Source organism: Nocardia sp. NBC_00565 (genome assembly GCF_036345915.1).
Classification (GTDB): domain Bacteria; phylum Actinomycetota; class Actinomycetes; order Mycobacteriales; family Mycobacteriaceae; genus Nocardia.
The window spans coordinates 6,490,921-6,509,224 of sequence record NZ_CP107785.1; the positions used below are offsets into that span (position 1 = coordinate 6,490,921).

The window sequence follows — 18,304 nt, forward strand, 5'->3', positions numbered from 1 at the left end:
GGAAATTCGAACAGTCCAATCCGGGAGGTGAGCGATGCTCGATGATCTGCCGCTCGTGCTCGATCGTGACGCTGAGCAGCCACTATCAGTCCAGGTCGCGCAGGGTTTGCGGGCCGCGGCGAGCACCGGCCTGCTGCGCGCGGATGATCGACTCCCCTCCTCACGATCCCTGGCCCAGCGCCTCGGCGTCAGCCGCACGGTGGTCGCCGCGGCCTACGACCAACTGCACGCGGAGGGTTGGATCGCGGGCCGCCGTGGCTCCGGCACCTATCTGACCACCGCCCCGGCCGAAGCACCCGCCCGCCCGAGCCCGCGCACCACCGCCGAACACGCACCGGAACTGCTCGATCTCGGACCGGGCGCGCCGTGCGTCGAAGCGATCGACCAGTCGGCCTGGCGACGGGCCTGGCGCGCGGCCGCCGACGACTCTCCCATCGTCCGCAAGGACCGCGGCGGCGAACCGGAATACCGCGCGGCCGTCGCCGAACACCTACTGCGCCATCGCGGACTAGGCGCGGGCAGCAAGACGGAGGTACTCGCAACGGCCGGAACCAGTTCGGCCGTAGGCGAATTCGCGGCCGCGCTACTGCGCCCCGGCGACACCATCGCGATGGAGGATCCCGGCTACCAGCGGGCCGCGGGCGCGTTCCTCGCGGCCGGTGTCCGGGTGCTTCCGGTGCCGATCGATGCCGACGGCCTGCGGGTGGACCGGCTGCCGGACGGCATCAAAGCCGTGTATTGCACTCCGGCACACCAATTTCCGCTGGGCACACGCATGCAGGCGGCGCGGCGGGTGCAGCTCGTCGAATTCGCCAGGCGCGCGGGCCTGCTCATCATCGAGGACGACTACGACGGTGAATTGCGCTACGACACCGCCCCGTTGCCGCTGCTGGCCGCGATGGCACCGGATGTGGTCGTGCACCTCGGCACCACCAGTAAGATTCTGTCGCCGACCCTCGGCGTCGGCTGGCTGGTCGCCGCTCCCGATATCACCGAAGCCGTTGTGGCACACCGGGAACGCACCGGAACGAGCCCGAGCTCGGCGGGTCAGCGGGTGCTCGCCGAATTCGCCCGCCACGGCGATCTGGCCAGACATCTGCGCAGGCTGCGCCGGGCCGTACCGCCGCGCCGGGCACTGGTGGTGGACGAACTGCGCCGCCGCGGCCTCGCCGTGCTCGGCGACGACGCCGGATCCCACATCGTGGTGCCACTGGACTCGGCCGCCACCGAAGAGCGAGCGATAGCGGCGGGCCGGGAGCGCGGTATCGCGCTCGACGGACTGGCCCGCCACCACCTCGTGGCACAGGGGCATCCGCTCGCCGCGGCGGACGGCCCGCACACATTCGGCATCGCGCTCGGCTACACCGCGCTGAACCGATCGGAGCTGGAAACCGCTGTTCCGATCGCCGGAGCATCGCTGGCGCTGACCGTTTCGAGCGACCTGGCAAGCAGTCGCTAGCGCTGACCGTTTCGAGCGACCTGGCAAGCAGTCGCTAGCGCTGACCGTTTCGAGCGACCTGGCAAGCAGTCGCTAGCGCAGTCGTAGCATGGTCCGCATGACCGAACAGGACATCCTGGTGCGTATCAAGAATCTGGTCGACCGCGAGCATGATCTGCGGTCCAGGGCGACGGCCGGTGCGGTCGACCCGGTGACCGAAAGGCAGCAGCTCGCCGAACTCGAAGTGATGCTCGATCAGGCCTGGGATCTGCTTCGGCAGCGCCGAGCGCGGATCCAGGCCGGCGCGGCCCCCGAGGAGGCACGCGAGAACACCGCCCGTCAAGTCGAGGGTTATCTGCAGTGACCTCGGATCCCGCCGACTACGACGTCATCGTGATCGGCGGTGGACCGGCCGGGGAGAACGCCGCCGCCTACGCCATCGCCGGTAGCGAGCGGACCGCCGCGATCGTGGAGCGCGAACTCGTCGGCGGTGAATGTTCATATTGGGCTTGTATGCCCAGCAAGGCAATGCTGCGACCCGTGCACGTGCTCTCCGGCGCGAAGGCAATGGCCGGCATCACCGCGAGCGGACTCGATCTCGAGGCGGTGCTGAAGCGGCGCGACGCTTTCACGCACAACCATGACGACAGCTCGCAGGTCGACTGGGCCACCGACAACCGCATCGACGTGGTGCGCGGGAACGGGCGGCTCGCGGGTGCGCGGCTGGTCGAGGCCGATGGCCGACTGCTGCGGGCCCGGCACGCGGTGGTGCTGGCCACCGGGACCAAGGCTCATATTCCCGATATCCCCGGTCTGCGGGATGCGCTGCCGTGGACGTCACGGGATGCGACGAATCTGCACGAAGTCCCGCGCCGGGTGGTGATCGTCGGTGGTGGCGTGGTCGCCTGTGAGGCGGCCACCTGGCTCGCCGCGTTCGGTGCGGAGGTCACCATGCTGGTGCGTGGTGCCGCGCTGCTGGGCAATGCGGAACCGTTCGCCAAGGAGCGGGTGGCCGCGGCGCTCGTCGAGGCGGGGGTAAAAGTCCGTTTCGGGACCGAACCCGTTCGGGTGGAGCGGGCCGAGGCGAAGGACACCGGTGCGGGCCGGATCCATGGCGGACCCGTCACGGTTCAGTTGCGCGACTCGTCGATCGAGGCGGACGAGATCATCGTGGCCGCCGGGCGCGCACCCGCGACGGCCGAACTCGGCTTGGCGACGGTCGGACTCCCGGACGGCTACGTCGAGGTGGACGATCAACTGGCGGTACGCGGCGTCGACGGCGACTGGCTGTACGCGGTCGGCGACGTGAATCACCGTGCCGCGCTTACGCATATGGGCAAGTACCAGGCCAGGGTGTGCGGTGACGTCATCGCCGCCCGCGCGCAGGGACGTCCGCTCGCGGACGCGCGCTACGCCGCGACCGCCGATCACGCCCAGGTGCCGCAGGTCGTGTTCACCGCACCGGAGGTCGCCTCGGTCGGTCACACCGAAGCGGCGGCGCGTCGAGCGGGCTACGCGGTCGAGACCGTCGAACTCGATATCGCGGTCGCCGGATCGTCGTTGGCGCGCGACAACTACGCCGGACGCGCCAAGATCGTCATCGATACCGCCACCGATACGCTGCTCGGCGCCACCTTCGTCGGTCCGGAAGTGGGTGAGCTGATCCACGCGGCGACCATCGCCGTGGTCGGCAAGGTGCCGCTGGCGACGTTGTGGCACGCGGTGCCCGCCTATCCGACGGTGAGCGAGCTGTGGTTGCGTCTGTTGGAGGAACGCCGGGCGTAGTTACCATTCGAAGATGGTGGCAACTACAGACATTACGACCGCGGACGGCGTCGTCCGCGGTCACCTCGGCCGCCGCGTGCTGCGCTGGCGCTCCCTTCCCTACGCCGCTGCCCCACTGGGCGACCTGCGGTTTCGGGCGCCGCAACCGGTGCTGCCGTGGGCCGGCGTCCGCGACGCGACGGTGTTCGGCCCGGCGGCGATGCAGCATCGGTCCGGTGCGCGGATCGGGCCGCGCCGGTATCAGCCGACCAGTGAGGACGCCCTGACACTGAATGTCGTCGCACCGGTCGAGCGTTCGGCGACGCCGCGACCGGTCATGGTGTTCATCCACGGCGGCGGCTATCTGATCGGCACCTCCGCGCTGGGTCTGTACTCCGGATCCCGGCTCGCGGTCGGCGGCGATGTGATCGTGGTGTCGCTGAACTACCGGCTCGGCGCGTTCGGCTATGTCGATTTCGGTGAATTCGGTACGCCTGAGCGACCTTTCGACGCCAACCTCGGCCTGCGCGATCAGGTGGCCGCACTTCAGTGGGTGCAGCGCAATATCGCGGCCTTCGGCGGAGATCCCGGCAATGTCACCATCTTCGGCGAATCCGCCGGCGCGCACGCGGTGCTCTCGCTGCTCGCCACACCCGCGGCCAAAGGTCTGTTCCATCGCGGCATCGCGCAGAGCCCGCCCGCCGACTGGGCGATGAACGCCGAGAACGCCCGCGCCTTCGCCCGTCGCTGTATCGAGCGGTTGGGCGCCACCCCGGACACCGCGGCCAAGGCGCTGATCACAGCCGGTGCGAACGATATTCGCCGCGCGGTCGACCAGACCAGCGGGCAGGTGCTGCGGGAACACCCCGGCCTGTTCCCCATCGGGCCCGTCGTCGACGGCGACTATCTGCCGCAGGCTCCGGTCGACGCCATCGCCGACGGCACCGCGCACCGACTGCCACTGATCATCGGCACCAATCGCGATGAGGGCACGCTGTTCGCCAAGTTCGCCGACGAGCTGCCGACCACTCCGGGCCGCTTGCACACCCTGTTGACCCGCGCGGGTGGCGAAGAACTCGAATCCCGGGTGATCGCGGCCTATCCCGGCTATCCCGACCCGAAGATCGCGGTCCGCGCGGGCGGCGACTACGTGTTCTGGCGGCCATCGGTGACCACCATGGCAGGCCACAGTCGACATGCGCCCACCTACGCCTACCGCTACGACTTCGCCCCGCGCGCACTGTATCTCGCGGGTATCGGCGCGACCCACGCGTCCGATCTGATCCCGGTTTTCGGGGCGGCCGACTCCCCGTTCGGGCGTGCGCTGACCGCCGCGGGCGGACGGCGCGGTCTGCTGTCGGTCACCCGGCAGTTCCAGGACAACTGGCTGGAGTTCGCCCGTACGGGTCGCCCCCTGCCGTCCTGGCCCGCTTACACCGAGGAACGGCGTACGACGCTGATCATCGATGAGATCACCCGCTTGGAGAACGATCCGGACAAGGCCAAACGTATTGCTTGGCAAGGCATTCAGGTGCCGACGCTGATCTGACACGGCCTACCACGCTGTTCGACCGGTCGATAACCGACGCTCGTTACTTCAGCAGCCGCGACATCCGGCGGTCGGCCAGTACTTTCCCGCCGGTCTGGCAGGTCGGGCAGTACTGGAACGAGCGCTCGGCGTAGGAGACCTCGCGCACGGTATCGCCGCAGACCGGGCACGGCAGGCCGGTGCGGGCGTGTACCCGCATGCCGGAACGCTTTTCGCCCTTGAGCCGGGCCGCGTCCTGGCCGACCGAGCGCTGTACCGCGTCGGTCAGGACCGAACGCATGGCTTCGTAGAGGACCGAGATCGTTTCGGCCGACATGGTTTTGGTGTTGGCGAACGGTGAGATCTTCGCGGTGTGCAGGATTTCGTCGGAGTAGGCGTTGCCGATACCCGCGAGCAGCGTCTGATCGACGATCGCGGTCTTGATGCGTTGTGCAGCGCCGTGCAGGATCTCGCCGAACTGCTCCTCGGTCACCTCGAGCGTGTCCGGGCCGAGCCGCGCGATGCCGGGCACCAGCTTCGGATCGTCGACGATGTAGACCGCGAGCCGTTTCTTGGTGCCCGCCTCGGTCAGGTCGAATGCGGGTGTCATGCCCTCGGGGGTGAAGAAGTGCGCGCGCAGTGCAAGCGGACTTTTGCCGCCCGGTTTGGGCGGCGTCTGACTCGGCTCATCGATCCACCGCAACCAGCCGCCGCGCGACAGATGCGTGATCAACCACAGCCCGTCGCATGCCATCCCGAGGAATTTCCCCCACCGGCCCGCCCCGGTCACATCGCGCCCGGACAACGCCGTCACCGGCGGATCGAAGGTCTTGACCGCACTCAGTGCCGCCACATCGACACGCCCCACCACAGCGCCGACCGCGTGCTCCCGCAGGAACTGCGCCAACGCCTCCACTTCCGGTAGCTCGGGCACGACTTCGAGGCTACCGGTAAGCACTGACATCGGCGCTGTTCACGCGTGCCACGCTCGAGGTCGAGCGAAACCCGGCGACAGGGTGCGAGAGTGCTCATCCACCGGCCCGACAAACCTTGTCACCCAAGCGATGTGCCCGGATCCGGAGGCGTTGCACCACTACCTCACCCACCGTCTCGGCGCACTGACGGCCATCCACACGCTGGAGACGACGCCCGTACTGGCGACGGTCAAAGCCGCGGGCCGTCTCCCGAGCGCAACAAGTAGACGTCCATGATCCAGCCCTTCTCGGCGCGCAACCGCGTCCGGCGCTCGACGATCTCCTGCTCGACCTCGCGCAGCGGACCCTCGATCAGCGTCTCGTCGGGCATCCCCAGATACGCACCCCACCAGATGTGCATATCGTCGCCGGGCACCTCGGTGAACGAGCACTCGCCGTCGAGCATGACCACCGTCGAGCCACTGGGCCCTTCTTCGCGCAGGCGACGCCCGGTGGTGATGTGCACCGGCTCGCCGATGCGATGCAGCACCATCCGGTGCCGGGCGGCCAGCGCCTGCACGCTGGTGACGCCGGGAATCACCTCGTAGTCGAAGCTCTGCGCACCGCGGTCCAGGACGCGTTCGATCATGCGCAGAGTGCTGTCGTACAGCGACGGATCGCCCCAGACGAGGATGCCGCCGACCCCGTCTACCTGCGCGAAGGCATCTTCCAACAGTGCGGAGCGGCGATCGTGCCAATCCTCGACGACACCCGCATAGTCGTCGGGGGTGCGGTCGCGCGGCGGATCGGCGATCTCCACGATGCGGTAGGGGTGCTCGAGGTGCTCGGCGAGGATCGCCGTGCGCACGTCGACCAGTTCCTGTTTCTCGGCCCCCTTGCCGATGACGAAGAACGCCTCGACCTGCCGCATGGCCTTGATGGCCTGCACGGTCACCTGGTCCGGGTCGCCCGCGCCGATGCCGATCACGTAAAGCTTGCGCATGGCCCGAGCTTGCCAGGTGCGCAGCCGAGTCCATCAGCTAGCGGATGGGTAAGCTCCTCAGGCGTGGCGAACAATGCGGATACCAAGTACGAGGACCTGCTCCGACTGGTTTTGGCGTCCGGCACCGCGAAGGCGGATCGCACGGGCACCGGGACCCGCAGCGTCTTCGGCCATCAGCTGCGCTACGACCTTGCCAAAGGCTTCCCGCTGATCACCACTAAAAAGGTGCACCTGAAGTCCATCGTCTACGAGTTGCTGTGGTTTCTGCGCGGCGATTCCAATGTGGCCTGGCTGCGCGAACACGGTGTCACCATCTGGGACGAATGGGCGGACCGCAATGGCGAGTTGGGCCCGGTCTACGGCGTGCAGTGGCGTTCCTGGCCCACTCCGGACGGCACCCATATCGACCAGATCGCCGAGGTGCTGCAGACGCTGCGCACCAATCCGGATTCCCGGCGCATCATCGTCTCAGCCTGGAATGTGGCCGATCTCGACAAGATGGCTTTGGCCCCCTGTCACGCGTTCTTCCAGTTCTATGTCGCCGACGGCAAGTTGTCCTGCCAGCTCTATCAGCGCAGCGCCGACCTGTTCCTCGGCGTCCCGTTCAATATCGCCAGCTACGCGCTGCTGACGCAGATGATCGCGCAGCAAACCGAACTGGAGCCCGGTGATTTCATCTGGACCGGCGGCGACTGCCACATCTATGACAACCACATCGAGCAGGTCACCGAGCAGCTGACCCGGGAGCCGTACCCGTTCCCCACGCTGAATCTGCGGCCCGCGCCGTCGCTGTACGACTACACCTACGAAGACGTGGAAGTGGTCGGTTATCAACACCATCCGGCGATCAAGGCGCCGGTAGCGGTGTGAGAACGGTCGGATTGATCTGGGCGCAGACGCCCGACGGGGTGATCGGTTTCGAGAACACCATTCCGTGGCGGCTGCCCGAGGATATGGCGAATTTCAAGGCCGTCACCATGGGTCATCCGGTGGTGATGGGCCGCCGAACCTGGGATTCCCTGCCGCCCAGATTCCGGCCGCTCGCGGGCCGCCGCAATATTGTGGTCACCCGCCAACCCGATTGGTCGGCCGAGGGCGCCGAACGCGCGGCGTCGCTGCCGGAGGCCATGAGGATGAGCGCTCCCGACGATGTCTGGATCGCGGGTGGCGGCGAAATCTACCGCGCCGCTATGGATTTCGCGACCGACCTACTGGTCACCGAGGTCGACACCAAGGTCGATGGCGACGCATACGCACCTGCCATCGGCCCCGAATGGCACGCCGCCGCCGCCCCGTGGCGCGAGTCGGCCACCGGCCTGCGGTTCCGCATTCGCCGCTATACCCACGAACAGGGCGACTAATCGGCAAACTTCCCGCCTCGCTCGAGTCACAGTCGCACAGCGACGTTCGACCGATGCGGCCGCCGAACACGCCGGGTTCAGGCGGGGCGATCAAACCGAACCCGTGACGGGCGGCCGTCGGGCATACTCGCTGATATCAGCCCGTGTCACCAGCCCTGATCCGGGTGATGTGATGTGCGAAAGGCGGTCAATGGACAAGAAATCGCTTACTGCGGTCGCGCGCCAACAGCTCAAGTTGGCCTCGACTGCCACGAGCGGACGCAGTTCGCAAACGATCTACGGCGGTCACGCCAATTCACTACGCCAGACCGTGGTGGGTCTGTCTGCGGGCCAGAGCCTGGCCGAACACGACAACGCGGGCGAGGCCACCCTGCTGATCCTCAGCGGCACGCTGACCCTGATCAGCGGCACCAACGAGTGGAAGGGTTCCGCGGGCGACCTGCTGGTGGTGCCGAAGGCACGGCACAGTGTCAAGGCCGTCGACGATGTCGCATTCCTGCTGACGGTCGCCAAGTAGTAGCCGGATGTCGCGCACCGCTGCGCCGATCTGACGGTGCGGACCTCTAGGCTGTTGATCATGGGTGCGCCGCAGCCGATCCTCGAACCGCTGACACCGGCCGCGATCTTCCTCGTCGCCACCATCGACGAGGGCGGAGAGTCGGCAGTGCGCGAACTACTCGCCGATCTAGCGGGTCTGCGGCGTTCGGTTGGATTTCGCGTGCCGGGTGCCGGACTCGTCTGCATCACCTCGATCGGCTCGCTCGCCTGGGATCGGCTCTTCACCGGAGCGCGCCCGGCCGAACTCCACGAATTCCCGATCTTCGCCGGCGAACACCACACCGCCCCGGCCACACCCGGCGATCTGCTGTTCCACATCAAGGCCGAAACCCAGGACGCCTGTTTCGAACTGGCGATGACGATCGGCGACCGGCTCGCGGACGCGGTGACCATCGTCGACCAGACCGTCGGATTCCGGTACTTCGAACAGCGCGATCTGCTCGGATTCGTCGACGGCACCGAGAATCCCGAGGGCGCTGCCGCCGCAGGCGCGGCGCTCATCGGCGACGCGGATCCCGAATTCGCCGGTGGCAGTTACGTCATCGTGCAGAAGTACCTGCACACCATGCCGCAGTGGCGGGCGCTGTCGGTCGAAGAGCAGGAGCAGGTGATCGGCCGCACCAAGCTGGACGATTTCGAACTCTCCGATGCGGACAAGCCCGCGAATTCGCATGTCGCGGTGAATACCCTGGTGGATCCCGACGGCACCGAACGTCAGATCGTGCGCGCCAATATGCCTTTCGGCAGCGTCAAAGACGGGGAATTCGGCACCTATTACATCGCCTACGCGGCTACCCCGAGCGTCACCGAGACCATGCTCACCCGCATGTTCGTCGGCACCGATGACGCCGCTTACGACCGCATCCTCGATTTCTCCATCGCGGTCACCGGCACGCTGTTCTTCACCCCGCCCGCCGACTTCTTCGACAACCTCCCGGATGCGCCCGCGGCCGAAGCGATCGGGGAATCCTTGTCGCCCAACGGTGTTGGCAACGGTAGTGGCGCACTCGGTATCGGCACGTTGAAAAGGAGCACGCAGCAATGAATAACCTCCATCGCGAACTCGCGCCGATCACCGCCGAGGCTTGGACGGCGATCGAGGACGAGGCGACGCGCACCTTCAAGCGCCATATCGCGGGTCGTCGCGTGGTCGACCTGTCCGGCCCGCACGGCGCCGACTACTCCGCCGTCGGACTCGGCCGCACCACCACCATCACCGCCCCCGACGAGGGCGTGCAGGCCCGCCAGCGCGTGGTCGCGCCGCTGGTCGAGCTGCGGGTGCCGTTCACGCTCTCGCGCGAGGAACTCGACGATGTCGAGCGCGGCGCGAAGGACACCGATCTGGATGCGGTGAAGGAGTCCGCGCGCAAGATCGCCTTCGCCGAGGACCGGGCCATCTTCGAGGGCTACCAGGCCGCGAATATCACCGGTATCCGGGCGAGTTCGTCCAACGACCCGATCACGCTGCCCAGCGATCCGCGGCTGGTGCCCGAGGCCGTCGCCCAGGCGCTGAGCGCGCTGCGGTTGGCGGGCGTCGACGGGCCGTATTCGGTGCTGCTCAGCGCCGACCTGTACACCGCGGTCAGCGAGACCTCCGACCACGGGCACCCGATCCGCACCCATATCGAACGGCTCATTCCGGAGGGCGAGATCATCTGGGCGCCGGCCATCGACGGCGCGTTCGTGCTGACGACCCGCGGCGGCGACTTCGACCTGCGGCTGGGTCAGGACCTGTCCATCGGCTATCTGTCCCACGACGCTCAGTCGGTGCAGTTGTACTTCCAGCAGAGCCTGCAGTTCCTCGTCTACACCGGCGAAGCCGCGGTCGCGCTCGAGTCCTGAGGCTCCGCCGGTCCGGAGACCGCCGCAGTATCGGAGCGACTACGGTGAGGGACGGTATGCGGGAGGTCGAGATGACGATGGTGCGCGCGGGTGTGGTTCCGACCCGGCGGGCAATGCTGTACGGGACGCTCGGGATCGTGGTCACCGTGCTGGTCAGCGGGGCGATCGTCGCCGGCTTCGGGCTCAACCGGGTCTTCACCGGCTTGCTGGCCGGTGCGATCGCGGGGATCGCGCTGCTGGTCGCGCTGTTCGGCCGGGATGTCGTGGTGCTCACCGACGGGGCGATCTATCGGCGCACGCCGTGGCGCGAATCCAGTATCGACTGGGATCGGGTGGTGGCGGGGCGGTTCACCCTCGACGAGCGGGCCCGCTGGTCGCTCGCGCTGGATCTGATCGGCGGCGACGAGCGCCACGGTGAGCTAGTGCTGTTGTCCATCCCGCCGGTGCGCCAGCCCGTATCCGGTGCCTACGACATGCGCAAACGCGAGCAGGTCACCGAGATTCGGGCGATGCTACGGCGTAAGCGGGTGCCGGTGACGGTGCTGCCGGAGATCGCCGGTGCGCTGCAGACACACTGGCAGATCGCGCCGCCCACTCGCTGATCCGGGGCCCGTCGAACGGACAGACAGGGTGTGCCCGGGTCGTATACCTTGGCAGAGTGTCGATGATGAAGGGCGCCAATGTCGCGGTGCCGATGTCTTCAGTCCGCGTCGAGCTGGGGTGGCAGTCGGGTCAAGGGGTTCCGGATGCGGATGCCTCCGCGCTGTTACTCGTGTCCGGGAAGGTGCGGTCGGACAACGACTTCGTCTTCTACAACCAGCCGAACCATCCGTCCGGCGCGGTTTGCCATGAAGGTAAGCGGCAGGGGCCGACGGTCATCGATACGCTGTCGGTGAATCTGGCCCAGGTCGAACCGCAGATCGACACCATCGTGATCGCGGCGTCCGCGGACGGTGGGACGTTCGGGCAGCTCCACGGTCTGTATGTGCGGGTGCTCGATGCGGTGAGCGGTGCGGAGGCGGCGCGCTTCGATAGCAGCGGCGCGACCTCGGAGACCGCGTTCGTGCTCGGTGAGCTGTATCGGCGGCAGGGGGCGTGGAAGTTCCGTGCGGTCGGGCAGGGGTATGCGACCGGACTCGCCGGGCTGGCTACCGATTTCGGTATCTCGGTCGATGATCCGGCGCCCGCGCCGCCGCCGCAGCAATACGCGCCACCGCCGCCGGCCTCACCCGTACCGCCGCAGCAGCAATACGCACCACCACCACCTCAGCAGCAGCAGTACGCGCCGCCGCCATCCACCCCATCTGCCGCGCAGCAGTACGCGCCGCCACCGCCGCCGTACACTCCGCCCGCGCCGCCGCAGCAGTATGCGCCGCCAACACCGACGTTCCCGCAGCCCGCACCGCAGCAGCAGTACGCGCCACAGCCGCCGACCGCGCCGCCCGGGTATCCGCCGAACCCGGTGTCGCAGCCGTACGGGCCGCCCAACCAATTTCCCCAGTCCGCGCCTCCCACTGGCGGGCCGGTCAACCTCAGCAAGGTCTCGCTGACGAAGGAAGCGCCGTCGGTCTCGCTGACCAAGCACGGGGCCACCTCGGGCACCATGCGAGTCAACCTGAATTGGACCATCGCGCAGACCGCTGGTGGTGGCGGGCTGTTCGGCCGCAAGCGCGCCAAAACCCTCGATCTCGATCTGTGCTGCTTCTTCGAGCTGGCCGACGGCCGGATCGGATCGGTTCGCGCCCTCGATCGTTCGTTCGGCGCGCTGGACCGTCCGCCCTTCATCCGGCTCGACCAGGACGACCGCACCGGCGGCAGCACGACCGGCGAGAACCTTGATATCAATCTCGACCACACCGCGCAGTTCCGCCGGATCCTGGTCTTCGCCTCGATCTACGAGGGCGCGAACAATTTCCAGGGCGTGCAGTCCACCGCCACGCTGTACCCGCTCAATTCGCCGCCGATCGAAATGATCATCAGTGGCTGCCAAGACAACTCCCGTGACGTGATCCTCGCGCATATCGAGAATCTCAACGGCGACTTGGTCGTACGCCGCGACGGCACCTTCATCCGGCCGCCCTCGGGCGCACCAGGCGGCGGTATTCGCGAGATCGCCCGAATCTACAACTGGGGCTTCGAGTTCAAGGCGACCCGCGGCAAGGACTAGTGGCTGTCGTCGACAGCGGTCCGGCCGTCGCGCGGCCGGGGCCGTCCGCCGACGGGAAGGCGCTGGCCCACACTCGTGTGTGGGTGAAACCGGCCCGAGCGACGCGGAAACCGACACTCACCCTGCACCAGCGTGAGTCGAGGGCGTCCGAGAAGGACGGTGTTTACCGGCCCGCACTGGTTGGGAGACACGCTGTAGAGTCGCAGCCAACGAATTCGGGGGTACTCAATGTCGATGATCAAGGGCGCCAACGTCGCGGTGCCGATGTCCACGGTTCGAGTCGAACTCGGCTGGCAGGCCGGGCCCGGCGTGCCCGATGCCGACGCGTCCGCGCTGCTGCTCGCCGGTGGCAAGGTGCGCTCGGATAACGACTTTGTCTTCTACAACCAGCCGGGCCATCCGTCCGGGGCGGTGCGGTACGAGGGCAAGAACCGGGGCCCGTCGGTGCTGGATGTGTTGTCGGTCAACCTGTCTCAGGTCGAGTCGCAGATCGAGACCGTCGTGATCGCGGCCTCCGCGGACGGCGGCACCTTCGGGCAGTTCCAGGGTCTCTATGTGCGGCTGGTGGATTCGGCGAACGGCGCGGAGGTCGCGCGCTTCGACAGTGTCGGTGCGACGACGGAAACCGCCTTCGTCCTCGGGGAACTGTATCGGCGACAGGAGAATTGGAAGTTCCGGGCGGTCGGACAGGGCTATGCCTCGGGGCTGGCCGGGCTGGCAACCGATTACGGGATTTCGGTCGACGAAGAACCGGCCCCGGCGCCGCAGGTCGCGCCGCAGGCTCAGCACGCCGCACCACCAGCCCAGCAGTTCGCACCACCAGCGCAGCAGTTCGCACCACCAGCCCAGCAGGCCGCGCCACCGGTCCCCCAGTTCCCGCCACCGGCCCAGCAGTTCGCACCACCGCCCGCCGCACCCGCACCGCCGATCAACATGAGCAAGATCTCGCTGACCAAGGAGGCTCCGGCGGTCTCGCTTACCAAGACCGGTGCCACCGGGGGCGTGATGCGGGTGAACCTGAACTGGTCCTCCCCGTCGGGCAAAGGCATCTTCGGTAAGCGCAAGACCGGTGACACGCTCGACTTGGACCTCTGCTGCCTGTGGGAGCTCCAGGATGGATCCAAGGGCACCATCCATGCCATCGGCAATTTCGGATCGCTGACGAATCCGCCCTACATCCTGCTCGACAAGGACGACCGCACGGGCGGCAGCGCGACCGGCGAGAATCTCGATATCAACCTCGACCACACGGCCGACTTCCGCAGAATCCTGGTGTTCGCCTCGCTCTACGAAGGTGCGACGGACTTCCGCGGTGTTCGAGCCACCGCGACGCTGTATCCGATGGGCGCCGCGCCGATCGAAATGAGTGTCGATGGGTGCACGAACAACTCGCGCCGCATGGTGCTCGCCCTCATCGAGAACATCAATGGTGAGCTCGTCGTTCGGCGGGAGGGCGTATTTCTGCCCCGCCCCACCGATCCGTCGATCTTTCTCAATCAGGCCGTCGATCTGGCCTACGGCTGGGGCATGAATTGGGTGGCTACCAGCGGAAAGTCCTGATCCGCGAACGATTCAGGACGGTGCGCGCCGCAGCAGTTCGCTTGCCGCGGCCCGCAGTTGCGCCACATCGCCGGACCAGCCGAGCATGCGCATGATCGCGTCCGGAATCGCGCGCTGCGCGGACGCGGGCGCACTGCCCTCGTCGGAGCGGATGCTGATCACCGTTTCGACGAGCCGGAACGGCAGACCCTCGGCGCCCTCGATACTCGAGCCGCCCGACTCCTCGATAACCGCCGCGGCCAAAGTTTCGTAGTGCCCGCGTAGTTCGTCGCGCCGCAGCCGGAAGGCGGCGAAGCGCTCGGTGCGCAACTCCGGAAGCAGGTACAGCGCACCGAGATTCCACTGGGCGGCGCAGAGTTGGCGCACGTCGAACAAGGCGAGCGCGTACAACTGGGTGTGCACCGGCTCCGACATCTCGCGCAGGCGTTCGGCGAGCGCCAAGGGGCCCGCGATGGTTTCGGCGAGCAGCGCGTCGAGGATGTCGTCCTTGGCGGCGAAGTGGTGGTAGAGCGAAGCTTGCCGGATCCCGACCGCATCCGCGACCGCGCGCGTCGAAGTATTGGCATAGCCGTTGGTGGTGAACAGCTCACCGGCGGCGTCGAGGATCTCGGCGCGCGGCGTCCGACCGCGACGAGGTCGCTGGTCGAGACGGGGACGGCCGGGACCGAGATTTGCCACGTCGCCATTCTGGCACCGGGTCCAGTACGGCCATCCGCCGCCGTAGCGTTCAGACCGGTCTGGTGGATCCGAATACGTCAGCGCCGATGGTGAGGTTTCTGTCATTCGACAGAAATAGCGGCAACGCAGAAGTTACCGGGGTTCCCGGAAGCGATACACGGGGGACACCGTAAGCGCGATCGCGAACGCAAAACTGTCATCTGATAGGTATTGGCCGCTCGCGAAGGAACCCCCATGGCCACCAAAGTCGATTCACTCGCCCCCGTCCTCCCACCGCCCGACACCAACCGGGACAACGCCGACCTCGCCGGCTTCGGCTATCAGCCGGTGCTACACCGCAAACTGGGCCGCTACGCCTCGTTCGCGGCCGGTTTCTCCTTCGTCTCCATCCTCACCACGATCTTCCAGTTCTTCGGCTTCGGCTATTCGTTCGGCGGCGCCGCCTTCTTCTGGACCTGGCCGATCGTCTTCGCCGGCCAGTTCCTGGTCGCGCTGAACTTCGCCGAACTGGCCGCGCGCTACCCGATTTCGGGCTGCATCTACCAGTGGTCGCGGCGACTCGGCGGCGAGGTCGTCGGCTGGTTCGCGGGGTGGATGATGGTCATCGCGCAGATCGTCACGGCCGCCGCCGCGGCCATCGCACTGCAGGTGGTGCTGCCATCGATCTGGAGCGGATTCCAGATCGTCGGCGACGATACCGCGCTCACCTCGACCTCCGGCGCCACCAACGCGGTACTGCTCGGCAGCATCCTGCTGGTGCTCACCACGGTGATCAATGTGATCGGCATCGATCTGATGTCGCGGATCAATTCGATCGGCGTCACCGTGGAGATCGTCGGCGTGCTCGCGATCATCGCGCTGTTCTTCACTCACACCGAGCGCGGTCCGGGCGTGGTGCTGCAGACCGATCAGGCCGCGCCGGGACCGTATTGGGCCGCATTCCTCGTCTCCGGTCTGATGGCCGCCTACGTGATGGTCGGATTCGATTCCGCCGGTGAACTTTCCGAGGAGACGAAGAACCCGCGCAAGGTCGCCCCGCGCACCATCCTGACCGCGCTCTCGGTCTCCGCGCTGGGTGGCGGACTGCTGCTGCTCGGCGCGCTGATGGCGGCGCCGAGCCTGGACGACGGCTCGCTGTCCACTGAGGGCCTGGCCTATGTGCTCACCGCCAAGCTCGACAGTCCCGCGGGCAAGGTGCTGCTCGGCTGTGTCGCGGTGGCGATCACGGTGTGCACCTTGGCAATTCAGACCGCGGGCTCGCGCCTGATGTTCTCGATGGCCCGGGATGGCAAGCTGCCCTTCGCCCGCCGGCTGGCCAGCGTGCATCCGCGCTACGGCACCCCGGTGCTGCCGTCGGTGATCATCGGTGTGCTCGGCATCGGCCTGCTCGTCCTCAACCTCGGCAATGCCGCGATCTTCGCGACGCTGGCCAGCGTCTGCATCGTGACGCTGTATCTGGCGTACCTGCTGGTCACGGTGCCGCTCCTGGTGCGCCGGATCAAAGGCTGGGACAGCGACGACGGCTCGCTGTTCAGCCTGGGGCGCTTCGGAATTCCGATCAACGCGCTCGCCGTGGTCTGGGGCATCGCGATGGCGGTGAACCTGGCCTGGCCACGCGCCGAGGTCTACACGCCCAATGGCGGCGGCTGGTGGATGCTCTGGGCCGCACCGCTTTTCGTGCTGGTGGTGATCGGTGTCGGAGTTGTCGTGCACCGCGTCGTCAACACGGGGCCGAAGAACGAGGAGACCCTCGAACCCGCTGCCCAACCCGCCTGACCGATGGTGCGCGGCGGTGGGCCGAATACCCGCCGCCGCGCACCATCCGCGCTCACCGCGGAGCGCAGTCCCGCTTCAGTGAGCGACAGCTCGGGTGCCCGACATATCGCACCGAAAGGATCAACGATGACCAGCACAGCTTCCACTACTGGAGCGCGGGTGCACGCCCGGTCGCAGGCGGCGGCCGCCGAGATTGCGGGGCCGGAGCTGCCGGATGATGTGGCGGCGGCGAAGATCACCTTCGCGCAACGCATTCCGGCGGGCGGGTACGCGAATATCGTGCTCGGTCGTGGGACCAGGGTTCGGTTGCGTGATGTCGCCGGTGCCGCGTGCGCGCACGTTTTGCTGCTGCGCGCCGACGCGCCGTGGGAGCGGCTGAATGTCGCGGATACGGTGAAGGTTCCGTGGCAGGCGTATGTGAGCATCGGGCATCCGTTGCTGTCGGATCAGGGGCGGGTGCTGGCCACCGTCGTCGCCGATACCTCCGGCCACCACGACACCCTCTGCGGACCGACGGCGCAGGCGCGCGGGCTGCTGCGGCTCGCGGGGACCAAACAGGGCCTCGAGCCGCGGGATGTCGCGCCGACCGTGTCCTTCTTCCGCGGCGTCCGTGTCGAATCCGATGGCGCGCTGACCGCCATCGGCAGCGCGGCACCGGGCGCGTCGGTCGACTTGCTCATCCATCTGCCGGTGGTCCTGCTGATCGCCGACACCGCGCATCCACTCGACGACCGCGCCGCGACGGATCTCGACATCGTCGCCTGGTCTGCACCGGAAGAGCTTGCCGCGCAGCATAATTCCGATCCGGAGTACCTGCGGGCCGTGCAGAACACCGAACAGGCCTGGACGGCCGCGACTCTGGAGGTAGGGGCATGACCTCGGCACCGACGCGCACCATCGTGCTCGACGAAACCGTTCCCGCCCGCGCGCCCTGGTCGACGGTGGTCCGCGCGGGTGACCAACTCGACATCATCGACCTGCACGGCAATCAGGCGGTGGACTGCCTGCTGTACGCCGCCGCCGACCACACCGACCGCTACAGCGCACAGGCCACCATCACCGCGCAGCGCAATATCTTTCTCGGCACCGGCAGCGTGCTGCTGACCGACGCGGGTACCGCGTTGATGACCGTGGTCGCCGATGAGGTCGGCAACCACGACACCATCGCGGGCGCCTGCTCCCAGGAGTCCAATACGCTGCGCTACGGCCACCACACCGCGCACCAGCACGCCTGCGTGGAGAACTTCCTGGCCGAAGCGCTGAAATGGGGTCTGGGCAAACGGGATCTGGTCTCGAATATCAACTGGTTCATGAATGTGCCGGTGGAGGCCGACGGCACGCTCGGCATCGTCGACGGATTGTCCGCTCCGGGCAAGAAAGTCACCCTGCGCGCCGAGATCGACACGCTCGTGCTGGTGTCGAACTGCCCGCAGATCAACAACCCCTGCAATGGTTTCGATCCCACGCCGGTGCGGATGGTGGTGACCCGATGACCGTGACCGACCTGTCGGCGAATGGTGCGGCGCGGCCGATCGGTTCGGCAAGCACGCGGACCGACGATGGGGCACACCCGATCAGCGGAGACCACCGCGTGCGGCTCGTCGCGAACACCGGCGTCGACACGACCGATTCGCCGCCCGAAATCGCTTCTGCGACTTCGATATCCGGGCAATTCACGGGCGTGGCCGATCGGGTGCGCGCGAAGCCCGAAACGA

General features: G+C 67.4%; 18 protein-coding genes. 15 read left to right on the forward strand and 3 right to left on the reverse strand.

From position 1 onward, the window contains the following. Nucleotides 1-34: 34 nt before the first annotated feature. The 4 genes from pdxR to OG874_RS30025 all read left to right on the forward strand — a co-directional run bounded on the left by pdxR (nucleotide 35) and on the right by OG874_RS30025 (nucleotide 4,751). Nucleotides 35-1,459: a MocR-like pyridoxine biosynthesis transcription factor PdxR gene (pdxR, locus tag OG874_RS30010; RefSeq protein ID WP_330250453.1), complete on the forward strand. Its 1,425-nt coding sequence runs from the start codon at nucleotides 35-37 to the stop codon at nucleotides 1,457-1,459. Nucleotides 1,460-1,556: 97 nt separating this feature from the next. Next, on the forward strand, nucleotides 1,557-1,802 hold the full coding sequence (locus tag OG874_RS30015; RefSeq protein WP_330250454.1) for a DUF2630 family protein: 246 nt from the start codon (nucleotides 1,557-1,559) through the stop codon (nucleotides 1,800-1,802). Next, complete coding sequence (locus OG874_RS30020; protein ID WP_330250455.1) at nucleotides 1,799-3,223, forward strand: dihydrolipoyl dehydrogenase family protein; 1,425 nt, start codon at nucleotides 1,799-1,801, stop codon at nucleotides 3,221-3,223. The genes OG874_RS30015 and OG874_RS30020 overlap by 4 nt, the downstream gene beginning before the upstream one ends. A gap of 13 nt (nucleotides 3,224-3,236) precedes the next feature. Beyond that, nucleotides 3,237-4,751, forward strand: coding sequence for a carboxylesterase/lipase family protein (locus tag OG874_RS30025; protein WP_330250456.1), 1,515 nt, complete (start codon nucleotides 3,237-3,239; stop codon nucleotides 4,749-4,751). A 43-nt stretch (nucleotides 4,752-4,794) separates the two neighbouring features. Here the strand turns inward: OG874_RS30025 and OG874_RS30030 are convergent, their stop codons facing one another. Beyond that, nucleotides 4,795-5,664, reverse strand: coding sequence for an Fpg/Nei family DNA glycosylase (locus tag OG874_RS30030; RefSeq protein ID WP_330250457.1), 870 nt, complete (start codon nucleotides 5,662-5,664; stop codon nucleotides 4,795-4,797). Nucleotides 5,665-5,894: 230 nt separating this feature from the next. Beyond that, nucleotides 5,895-6,647: a precorrin-6A synthase (deacetylating) gene (cobF, locus tag OG874_RS30035; protein ID WP_330250458.1), complete on the reverse strand. Its 753-nt coding sequence runs from the start codon at nucleotides 6,645-6,647 to the stop codon at nucleotides 5,895-5,897. Between the two features lie 63 nt (nucleotides 6,648-6,710). Here cobF and OG874_RS30040 point away from each other — a divergent pair, with 63 nt between their 5' ends. From OG874_RS30040 to OG874_RS30075, 8 genes are all read left to right on the forward strand, one after another. Beyond that, nucleotides 6,711-7,517, forward strand: coding sequence for a thymidylate synthase (locus OG874_RS30040; RefSeq protein ID WP_330250459.1), 807 nt, complete (start codon nucleotides 6,711-6,713; stop codon nucleotides 7,515-7,517). Then, the gene (locus OG874_RS30045; RefSeq protein WP_330250460.1) at nucleotides 7,514-8,008 is read left to right on the forward strand and encodes a dihydrofolate reductase; all 495 of its coding nucleotides are present in this window, start codon (nucleotides 7,514-7,516) and stop codon (nucleotides 8,006-8,008) included. Before OG874_RS30040 ends, OG874_RS30045 begins: the two co-directional genes overlap by 4 nt. 190 nt (nucleotides 8,009-8,198) lie before the next feature. After that, nucleotides 8,199-8,525 carry a cupin domain-containing protein gene (locus tag OG874_RS30050; RefSeq protein WP_330250461.1) on the forward strand — a complete coding sequence of 109 codons (327 nt, stop codon included), beginning with the start codon at nucleotides 8,199-8,201 and terminating at the stop codon, nucleotides 8,523-8,525. A 60-nt stretch (nucleotides 8,526-8,585) separates the two neighbouring features. Continuing rightward, nucleotides 8,586-9,611 carry a Dyp-type peroxidase gene (locus OG874_RS30055; RefSeq protein ID WP_330250462.1) on the forward strand — a complete coding sequence of 342 codons (1,026 nt, stop codon included), beginning with the start codon at nucleotides 8,586-8,588 and terminating at the stop codon, nucleotides 9,609-9,611. Beyond that, a complete protein-coding gene (locus tag OG874_RS30060; RefSeq protein ID WP_330250463.1) occupies nucleotides 9,608-10,408 on the forward strand; it encodes a family 1 encapsulin nanocompartment shell protein in 801 nt (266 codons plus the stop codon). Before OG874_RS30055 ends, OG874_RS30060 begins: the two co-directional genes overlap by 4 nt. 44 nt (nucleotides 10,409-10,452) lie before the next feature. Continuing rightward, entirely contained in the window at nucleotides 10,453-11,010 is a 558-nt protein-coding gene (locus OG874_RS30065; RefSeq protein ID WP_330250464.1) for a hypothetical protein, read from the forward strand. A 62-nt stretch (nucleotides 11,011-11,072) separates the two neighbouring features. After that, entirely contained in the window at nucleotides 11,073-12,575 is a 1,503-nt protein-coding gene (locus OG874_RS30070; RefSeq protein ID WP_330257476.1) for a TerD family protein, read from the forward strand. A 234-nt stretch (nucleotides 12,576-12,809) separates the two neighbouring features. Beyond that, nucleotides 12,810-14,135 carry a TerD family protein gene (locus OG874_RS30075; RefSeq protein ID WP_330250465.1) on the forward strand — a complete coding sequence of 442 codons (1,326 nt, stop codon included), beginning with the start codon at nucleotides 12,810-12,812 and terminating at the stop codon, nucleotides 14,133-14,135. 12 nt (nucleotides 14,136-14,147) lie between these two features. Here OG874_RS30075 and OG874_RS30080 read toward each other — a convergent pair whose 3' ends face one another. Further along, the gene (locus tag OG874_RS30080) at nucleotides 14,148-14,813 is read right to left on the reverse strand and encodes a TetR/AcrR family transcriptional regulator (RefSeq protein ID WP_330250466.1); all 666 of its coding nucleotides are present in this window, start codon (nucleotides 14,811-14,813) and stop codon (nucleotides 14,148-14,150) included. A gap of 234 nt (nucleotides 14,814-15,047) precedes the next feature. Here OG874_RS30080 and OG874_RS30085 point away from each other — a divergent pair, with 234 nt between their 5' ends. The 3 genes from OG874_RS30085 to OG874_RS30095 all read left to right on the forward strand — a co-directional run bounded on the left by OG874_RS30085 (nucleotide 15,048) and on the right by OG874_RS30095 (nucleotide 18,082). Continuing rightward, entirely contained in the window at nucleotides 15,048-16,589 is a 1,542-nt protein-coding gene (locus OG874_RS30085) for an amino acid permease (protein ID WP_330250467.1), read from the forward strand. A gap of 126 nt (nucleotides 16,590-16,715) precedes the next feature. Next, nucleotides 16,716-17,465: a DUF1989 domain-containing protein gene (locus OG874_RS30090; RefSeq protein ID WP_330250468.1), complete on the forward strand. Its 750-nt coding sequence runs from the start codon at nucleotides 16,716-16,718 to the stop codon at nucleotides 17,463-17,465. Continuing rightward, nucleotides 17,462-18,082 carry an urea amidolyase associated protein UAAP2 gene (locus OG874_RS30095; protein ID WP_330250469.1) on the forward strand — a complete coding sequence of 207 codons (621 nt, stop codon included), beginning with the start codon at nucleotides 17,462-17,464 and terminating at the stop codon, nucleotides 18,080-18,082. The genes OG874_RS30090 and OG874_RS30095 overlap by 4 nt, the downstream gene beginning before the upstream one ends. The last annotated feature ends 222 nt before the right edge of the window (nucleotides 18,083-18,304 follow it).

Coding starts and splice junctions, on each gene's coding strand:
- pdxR (WP_330250453.1), top strand. CDS start 35: ATGCTCGATGATCTGCCGCTCGTGCTCGATCGTGACGCTGAGCAGCCA.
- OG874_RS30015 (WP_330250454.1), top strand. CDS start 1,557: ATGACCGAACAGGACATCCTGGTGCGTATCAAGAATCTGGTCGACCGC.
- OG874_RS30025 (WP_330250456.1), top strand. CDS start 3,237: ATGGTGGCAACTACAGACATTACGACCGCGGACGGCGTCGTCCGCGGT.
- cobF (WP_330250458.1), bottom strand. CDS start 6,647: ATGCGCAAGCTTTACGTGATCGGCATCGGCGCGGGCGACCCGGACCAG.
- OG874_RS30050 (WP_330250461.1), top strand. CDS start 8,199: ATGGACAAGAAATCGCTTACTGCGGTCGCGCGCCAACAGCTCAAGTTG.
- OG874_RS30055 (WP_330250462.1), top strand. CDS start 8,586: ATGGGTGCGCCGCAGCCGATCCTCGAACCGCTGACACCGGCCGCGATC.
- OG874_RS30060 (WP_330250463.1), top strand. CDS start 9,608: ATGAATAACCTCCATCGCGAACTCGCGCCGATCACCGCCGAGGCTTGG.
- OG874_RS30070 (WP_330257476.1), top strand. CDS start 11,073: ATGATGAAGGGCGCCAATGTCGCGGTGCCGATGTCTTCAGTCCGCGTC.
- OG874_RS30075 (WP_330250465.1), top strand. CDS start 12,810: ATGATCAAGGGCGCCAACGTCGCGGTGCCGATGTCCACGGTTCGAGTC.
- OG874_RS30085 (WP_330250467.1), top strand. CDS start 15,048: ATGGCCACCAAAGTCGATTCACTCGCCCCCGTCCTCCCACCGCCCGAC.
- OG874_RS30090 (WP_330250468.1), top strand. CDS start 16,716: ATGACCAGCACAGCTTCCACTACTGGAGCGCGGGTGCACGCCCGGTCG.
- OG874_RS30095 (WP_330250469.1), top strand. CDS start 17,462: ATGACCTCGGCACCGACGCGCACCATCGTGCTCGACGAAACCGTTCCC.